The organism is Stenotrophomonas sp. 05L44_2, from assembly GCF_056665995.1.
The window spans coordinates 1-6,475 of sequence record NZ_JBFTNR010000189.1; the positions used below are offsets into that span (position 1 = coordinate 1).

General features: G+C 65.6%; 7 protein-coding genes, 1 tRNA gene and 1 pseudogene. 4 read left to right on the plus strand and 5 right to left on the minus strand.

The genetic code is table 11. The annotated features are described in order from the left end of the window. The 3 genes from AC1VAN_RS08575 to AC1VAN_RS08585 all read right to left on the minus strand — a co-directional run. Positions 1-776 (minus strand): PIN domain-containing protein (locus AC1VAN_RS08575; RefSeq protein WP_480985631.1); only part of this gene is annotated, 776 nt, incomplete at its 3' end. Between the two features lie 84 nt (positions 777-860). After that, positions 861-1,340, minus strand: coding sequence for a peroxiredoxin (locus AC1VAN_RS08580; protein ID WP_032977901.1), 480 nt, complete (start codon positions 1,338-1,340; stop codon positions 861-863). Positions 1,341-1,431: 91 nt separating this feature from the next. Beyond that, positions 1,432-1,992, minus strand: a complete 561-nt coding sequence (locus AC1VAN_RS08585; protein WP_025879444.1) for a glycine cleavage system transcriptional repressor — start codon at positions 1,990-1,992, stop codon at positions 1,432-1,434. 164 nt (positions 1,993-2,156) lie between these two features. On the opposite strand from AC1VAN_RS08585, the gene dapA reads away from it, so the two are divergent. Together dapA and AC1VAN_RS08595 are read left to right on the plus strand one after the other, a co-directional pair. Beyond that, positions 2,157-3,050: a 4-hydroxy-tetrahydrodipicolinate synthase gene (gene dapA, locus AC1VAN_RS08590; protein WP_025879443.1), complete on the plus strand. Its 894-nt coding sequence runs from the start codon at positions 2,157-2,159 to the stop codon at positions 3,048-3,050. 32 nt (positions 3,051-3,082) lie between these two features. Next, positions 3,083-3,598 carry a hypothetical protein gene (locus tag AC1VAN_RS08595; protein ID WP_025879442.1) on the plus strand — a complete coding sequence of 172 codons (516 nt, stop codon included), beginning with the start codon at positions 3,083-3,085 and terminating at the stop codon, positions 3,596-3,598. A 357-nt stretch (positions 3,599-3,955) separates the two neighbouring features. On the opposite strand, the gene fdxA is transcribed toward AC1VAN_RS08595, so the two are convergent. Further along, entirely contained in the window at positions 3,956-4,279 is a 324-nt protein-coding gene (gene fdxA, locus AC1VAN_RS08600) for a ferredoxin FdxA (RefSeq protein WP_005409054.1), read from the minus strand. Between the two features lie 185 nt (positions 4,280-4,464). Between fdxA and AC1VAN_RS08605 the strand changes: the two genes are divergently transcribed. Next, complete coding sequence (locus AC1VAN_RS08605; RefSeq protein ID WP_088101378.1) at positions 4,465-5,889, plus strand: sugar porter family MFS transporter; 1,425 nt, start codon at positions 4,465-4,467, stop codon at positions 5,887-5,889. Positions 5,890-6,098: 209 nt separating this feature from the next. On the opposite strand, the gene AC1VAN_RS08610 is transcribed toward AC1VAN_RS08605, so the two are convergent. After that, positions 6,099-6,173, minus strand: a tRNA-Glu gene (locus tag AC1VAN_RS08610). A 49-nt stretch (positions 6,174-6,222) separates the two neighbouring features. Here AC1VAN_RS08610 and AC1VAN_RS08615 point away from each other — a divergent pair. Beyond that, a pseudogene (locus AC1VAN_RS08615) lies at positions 6,223-6,475 on the plus strand (polynucleotide adenylyltransferase PcnB); the annotation flags it as partial.

Sequence of the window (6,475 nt, forward strand, 5' to 3'; positions counted from 1 at the left end):
CGGTTGCGCGCGCTGATGCCCCACACGGCATGGCTGCCGTGGCGGAAGTCATCGACCAGCGACAACACCACCTTGCCATCGCCGACGATCCTGCTGACGCGCAGCTCGACTTCGTCTTCGCCCGGCAGGTACACGTACTGGTTCGGGTACCACTCTTCGCCGTCCTGGGCGAGGATTTCGTAGTGCGTGCGGCCCTTGTCGCTCCAGCTGCGCAGATCCTCGCCGTGGCGCTTCCAGAAGTCTTCCGGCAGCTCGGTGGCGCCGGTGTAGAGCAGGCTGAAATCGTCCAGCGCGCGGTCGTTCTCGTAGTCTTCCGAGACGATGCCGGCGATGGCCGCCTTGATGCGCAGGTTGATGTCCTTGGAGACGAACACCACCGGGATCTCCGGCGTTTCTTCCTTCAGCGCCAGGATCGCGCCGAGGATGGCGTTGTCCGGGATGACCTTGCCAAAGCTCTTGCCCGCGTCGAAATGGCTGGTCTGGAAGCGCAGCAGGCCCACGCTCTGCTTGCCGCGCAGCTGCAGGCCCTGCGGCCGCTGCAGCGGAATGCCCTCGGCCAGGTTGTCCAGGCCCGAAGCCTGCACCAGCTCGTTGAGGAAGCGGCTGACCTGGCGGGCATTGCGGCTCGCTTCGGTCGTGCCCTTCTTGCCGTTGTCCAGCTCCTCGATCACCTGCATGGGCAGGTAGACATCGTGCTCCTCGAATTTGAACAGCGCGGTGGGATCGTGCATCAGCACGTTGGTATCCAGCACGTAGATGCGCTTGCCTCGGGTCATCATCGGTTCCTGGTTACGGACAGGGAAAAACCACCACGGCCTGCTGCAGGGCAGGGTGGTGGCGGACAAAGTGGGCGATGGGACTCACTTGGACTGATTGGCCTTCAGTTCGGCGAGGACGGCGTCGGCATGGCCGGCGACCTTGACCTTGCGCCATGACTGCACGATGCGGCTGTCGGGGGAAATCAGGAAGGTGCTGCGCTCGATGCCACGTACCTGCTTGCCGTACATGTTCTTCATCTTGATCACGTCGAAGGCGCTGCACAGCGCTTCGTCGGCATCACTGACCAGCGGGAACGCGAAGCCCTGCTTGGCACAGAAGTTGTCGTGGGACTTCACCGAGTCGCGGGAGACGCCAAGCACGACCGCGCCCGCTTTCCTGAAGTCGGGCAGCAGTGCGTTGAAGTCGATGCCCTCGGTGGTGCAGCCCGGGGTGCTGTCCTTGGGGTAGAAGTACAGCACCAGCCACTGGCCGGCGTAATCGCCGAGGGTGGCCTGGGCGCCGCCGGACAGCGCCAGCGGCAGGGAAAGGGTGGTGCTGTCCAGGGTATCGCCGTTGTTCATGAGGTCCTTCTGTCGAGCCTGGGTTCTTTCTACGACAATTGCATGAAACGCCACGCGCCCGTGAGGAGCGCGCGAAGAATCAGGGTTTCAATCAGAACTTCATCGGGTCCATGATCGCGTCCAGGTTCAAGTGGTCGCAGAACTCGAGGAAATCATCGCGCAGGGCGGCGATATGCATGTTGGCCGGCACGCCGATGGTGACCTGTGCGCTGAACATTTCCGCACCGGTCTGCATGGCGCGGTAGCGCGTGCTCTGCAGGGTCTCGATGGTGATGCCCTGGCGGTCGAAGAAATCGGCCAACTGGAACAGGATGCCCGGCTTGTCGGCGGCGATCACCTCGACGATGTACGGCAGCAGGTTGGACTGCGCCTGCTTGGCTTCGGTGCGATACCACACCAGCTTCAGGCCTTCCTCGCGCTCGAGCCGGGTCAGCATCGCTTCCAGCTTGGCGACCGAATCCCAGGAGCCGGTGGCCAGCGCGGTCACCGAGACATCGCGGCCCACGGTGGCCAGGCGTGCATCCACCAGATTGCACCCGCTGTCGGCGATGCGGCGGGTGACGGACAACAGGGGGGACTCCGGATGCGTCGTATAGGCGTTGATCAGGAGGTGGTTTTCGCTCGGCGCTGGGCGCGGGGTGGTGTCGGTCAAGGCGATTCCGGGTAATGCATGCGTTAGTCTGAATGCCCGCCAGAGGCGGGGATCCACCGGTGTCCAGCATACTTGCCCGTGCTTTCGCGCCGCAAGTAACATTCAGAACGCCCGCGCCCTTCCGTGGCGGACGTTTTCCCTCCCCAGCCAAGAGCAGCACGTCCTTGTCCCTTTCCGGCCTCATCACCGCGCTGGCGACCCCCTTCCGGGCCGACGGCGCACTCGACCCCGACGGTTGGCAGCGCCTGCTGCACCTGCAGCTGGAGGGCGGCGTCCAAGGCGTTGTCGTTGCCGGCTCCACCGGCGAGGCAGCCACCCTGTCCGATGCGGAGTACGACCAGCTGCTGGCCAGCGCGGTCGAACGCATCGCCGGCCGCGTTCCGGTCCTGGCCGGTACCGGCCTGTCCGGCACCGCCAAAACCATCGAGCAGACCCGCCGTGCTGCCGCGCTTGGCGCCACCCACGCGCTGGTGGTCACCCCGCCGTACGTGCGGCCGACCCAGGCTGGCCTGATCGCGCATTACCGCGCGGTCGCCGACCAGGCCGGAGTGCCGGTGGTGCTGTACAACGTGCCCGGCCGCACCGGCTGCGACATGCTGCCGGAGACCGTGGCCGAGCTCGCCAGCCATCCGAACATCGTCGGCATCAAGGAAGCGGTGGGCGATACCGGCCGCGTGCGGGCACTGCTTGACCTGCGCAGCCCGACCTTTGCCGTGCTCACCGGCGATGACGGCACGGCCGCACGTTCGATCCAGGCCGGCATGGACGGTCTGATCTCGGTCGGTTCCAACGTGCTGCCCGGCGCCTATCGCCGGATGTGCGACCTGGCCGCTGCCCGCGACCATGAAGCCGTTGAATCCTGGGACGCTCGCCTGCAGCCGTTCCATGACTTCTGCGGTGTCGAATCCAACCCGATTCCGGTCAAGGCGCTGTTGCGTCGGATCGGCATCGGTCACGATCTGCGCCTGCCGCTGCTGCCGCTTTCGGCCGCACACGCGCCTGCCGCCGACCATCTCGCCGGCGATATCGCCGCCCTCGAAGCCCTTTCCAGCCACTGACCTTCCGTCTTGGTCTGATCCAGGAGATTCACATGCGCCAATCCGTTTCCGCCGTCCGCGTGCTGTCCTTCGCGCTCCTTGCCGTGGCCACCGCAGCCGGCACCACCGGTTGCTTCAAGCGTGGCGTCAAGGGCGACTACGCTCTGGCCCCGGAAGTGCGTCCGCTGGAAGTGCCGCCGGACCTGAACCTGCCGGCAGGCGCCGGCAACAACCAGGTGCCGACCCTGAGCTCGGCGACCAAGCCGGCCACCCCGGCCGCCGCTGCCCCCGCCGTCAGCGCCACCGGTTTCACCATTGCCGGCAGCAAGGATGAAGCCTTCGCCAAGGTCGGTACCGCGCTGGAAGGCGTGGAAGGCCTGACCATCGCTACCCGCGCGCAGCTGCTGGGTTCGTACGACGTGGCCTATGAAGGCAGCAACTTCCTGGTCCGCGTGGTCGCCGTCGACGCCGGTGCCTACATCTCCGCGGTCGACCCGCGTGGCCTGCCGGCCACCGCCGAAGCCCCGGTGAAGCTGATTGCCGCGCTGAAGGCCAAGCTGGCCCCGTAATGGCCGGTTGGGCGGGTGCGGAGCCTGCTGGTTCGCACCTGCCGTGGTAGACGCCGGCCCTGGTCGGCGCCTTTGTGCCAACCAAGGTTGGCAGCTACCAGGGCCAGAACGGAAAAGGGCGCCCTGGGCGCCCTTTTCATTGCCTGCGGGTTCGCACCTGCCGTGGTAGGGGCCGACCTTGGTCGGCGCCTTTGYGCCAACCAAGGTTGGCAGCTACCARGGCCAGAACGGAAAAGGGCGCCYTGGGCGCCCTTTTCATTGCCTGCTGGTTCGCACCTGCCGTGGTAGAGGCCGACCTTGGCCGGCGCTTTTGTGCCAACCAAGGTTGGCAGCTACCAGAGCCATGGTGCCTGCGCCTCAGCGCTCCAGCAGCTTCAGCTTGTCCGGCTTGCCATCCCACTCACCGGCGTCGGCCGGCGGGTCCTTGCGCACGGTCAGCACCGGCCATTCCTTCGCCAGTTCTGCATTGAGGGCGACGAAACCTTCCTGGCCGGCGGGAACATCGTCTTCCGGGAAGATCGCGTTGACCGGGCACTCGGGTTCGCAGAGGGTGCAGTCAATGCACTCGTCCGGGTCGATCACCAGGAAGTTCGGGCCTTCGTGGAAGCAATCCACGGGACACACTTCCACGCAATCGGTGTGTTTGCACTTGATGCAGTTTTCGGTGACGACAAATGGCATGGGTAGGGGGCGAATCGCTTTCTGAACCTGCCAATTCTAGAACAGGTTGGCCCCCGGTGTCGGTTGCCGTGTGAAAGTGGGGCGGATGGGTGGCCCGAAGACCCATTTGGCGGCGTGCCCGCCCTGTGCGACGCTGCCAGGGCCGCCGGCCCGCTTCGGTCGGCCCCTTCCTTGCAGGATCCTTCATGTCGCCAGTCCAGCCCGGTGCCGCTTCCAACGGCGGTGAGAACACTGCCTTCATCGTCCTGATCAGTTGCGCCGCCACCCTCGGCGGGTTCCTGTTCGGCTTCGATAGTGGCGTCATCAATGGCACCGTCGATGGCCTGCGCCAGGCCTTCAACTCCAGCGAGGCCGCGCTCGGCTTCGAGGTCGCCTCGATGCTGCTGGGGTGCGCGATCGGGGCGTTCGTGGCCGGTTGGCTTGGCGATCGGCTGGGACGTCGCGGCGTGCTGATCGTGGCGGCCGTGATGTTCCTGGTGTCGGCGCTGGGCGCCGGCGCTGCACATGCCTCCTGGTTGTTCGTCTGCGCACGCGTGCTCGGCGGGTTCGCTGTCGGTGCGGCCAGCGTGATGTCGCCGGCCTACATCGCCGAAGTCGCCTCTGCGCGCTATCGCGGCCGGCTGGCGACCGTGCAGCAGATGGCGATCATCTGCGGCCTGTTCGCAGCGTTCCTCAGCAACTATCTGCTGGCTCGGGCGGCGGGTGCGTCGACCGAGCCGCTCTGGCTGGGGCAGGAAGCCTGGCGCTGGATGTTCTGGATGCAGGCACTGCCGTCGCTGCTGTTCCTGCTGTTGTTGCTGGTGATCCCGGAAAGCCCGCGCTTCCTGGTGATGAAGGGCCGGCAGGCGCAGGCGAGGGCGGTGCTTGGCCGGTTGTACGGCGAACGTGCCGCGGTGAACAAGCAGGCCGAGATCGAAGCAAGCCTGGCCCAGGACCAGCACAAGCCGCGATTCGGCGACCTGATCAACAAGGCCACCGGCAAGCTGCGCCCCATCGTCTGGGTCGGCATCGGCCTGGCGATGTTCCAGCAGCTGGTCGGCATCAATGTGGTGTTCTATTACGGCGCGGTGCTGTGGCAGGCGGTGGGTTTCTCGGAAAGCGATGCGCTGCTGATCAACGTCCTGTCCGGTGCGCTGAGCATCGGCGCCTGCCTGCTGACGGTGGTGCTGATCGATCGCATCGGCCGCAAGCCGCTGCTGTGGGTCGGTTCGGTCGGCATGTCGGTGGCCCTGGTGCTGATGGTGGTGGCCTTCGCCAGCGGCAGCCTGGCCGAGGGGCGCCTGCAGCTGTCCGACGGCATGGGCCGGTTGGCGCTGGTAGCGGCCAACGTCTATGTGGTGTTCTTCAACATGTCGTGGGGCCCGGTGATGTGGGTGATGCTGGGCGAGATGTTCCCGAACCAGATCCGCGGCCCGGCGTTGGCCGTGGCCGGTGCGGCGCAGTGGACCTCGAATTTCGCGATCACCGTGACCTTCCCGATGCTGCTGGCCGGCATCGGCCTGGCCGGTGCGTACGGCATCTACACCGTGGCCGCGATCCTCTCGATCATCTTCGTCGTCCGCTACGTGCGCGAGACCAAGGGCAAAGAGCTGGAGCAGATGGAAGGCTGATGGCTTGGCCTGAGTTTCAGCGCCTCCCTGTTCATGGATGGCGCCATCGACCACCATGGATGGGCTTTTGCGTGTCCAGGACAGGGTGGCCCGCCCCCTCCCTCGCAGGAACAAGGAGGCGCTCAAGCGACCAGCCCAGTCGGCGACACGATTCCGGAAAACAGAAAAGCCCGCACAAGGCGGGCTTTTTCGGTTCCTGCTGCGGCGACTGGTGCTCCCTAGGGGACTCGAACCCCTGTTTTAGCCTTGAGAGGGCCACGTCCTAACCACTAGACGAAGGGAGCAGTGTGTCGCTGCCGGTGCAGGAGCGCTAGTATATGCACCTCGATGCCATTGGGCAATCCCGAAACTTCAACCGGAAGCGCCAACATCATTTCCTCTGCTACATCACCGTTCAGCCTGCGCGTCATCCCGCGCGACCAGCACACGATCTCCCGCAAGGACATCAGCCCGAACGCTTTGCGCGTGCTTTATCGACTGCGCGATGCCGGCTTCGGCGCCTACCTTGTCGGCGGCGCAGTGCGCGATCTGCTGGTCAATGGCCAACCCAAGGATTTCGACGTGGCCACCGATGCCACGCCCGAAC